This window comes from Desulfocastanea catecholica, assembly GCF_054657295.1.
This window is the reverse complement of record NZ_BAAHYZ010000127.1, coordinates 1-562: the sequence shown is the minus strand read 5'-3', so window position 1 is coordinate 562 and position 562 is coordinate 1. Positions and strand designations below refer to the sequence as shown.

Annotated in this window: 1 protein-coding gene; it reads left to right on the top strand. The window is 52.3% G+C overall.

Annotated features, from left to right (window positions below; translation table 11 throughout):
* Positions 1 to 271: 271 nt before the first annotated feature.
* Positions 272 to 562, top strand: a 291-nt coding sequence (locus ACYQ8U_RS23170) for a hypothetical protein (RefSeq protein WP_459947923.1), incomplete at its 3' end; no start/stop codon positions are given.

Here is a 562-nt window from a genome sequence, read left to right as displayed (position 1 = left end):
TGGCCTGGCTGGATCCAGGTACAGATCAAGACAGGGTGCTGTCGATGCTCAAGCCGTGTCCGGACTCGTGGATAGAAACGTATCCGGTGAGCAGCAGGGTTAATAGTGTGAAAAACAACGGACCGGCATGTTTGGATAAAATGGCCGAGCCTTTGAGTTGATGAATCAATAATTGACATCCGGAGCAGCTGCAGAAATTTTTTTGGTACCACTTTGAGCTGCGCACGATGAACCAGCCAATTAAACTGCTACCAAGGTGCAGTGATATGTCATGAAACCCAGGCTGGAGATACTCATCATGGACGAAAAAGCGGTACAAACAGCTACACCTAAGAATATACCGCTGCTGCTCACCGCATCAGAGGAGGATCTGCACCGCTGGGCGGCGATCTATTTCGCCACCCAGGTGACCACCTCGCCTCGCTCACAAAAGAAGCAAAGGCGGGATTTGGCCCTGTTCCTGAGCTTCATGGCGCAGCAAACCGGCCATACCCTTCGCTCGGGCTGGTCGCCCAGGGTCAGCAAAGATTTTCTCACCGGTCTGCAGAACACCTTCAAGGAA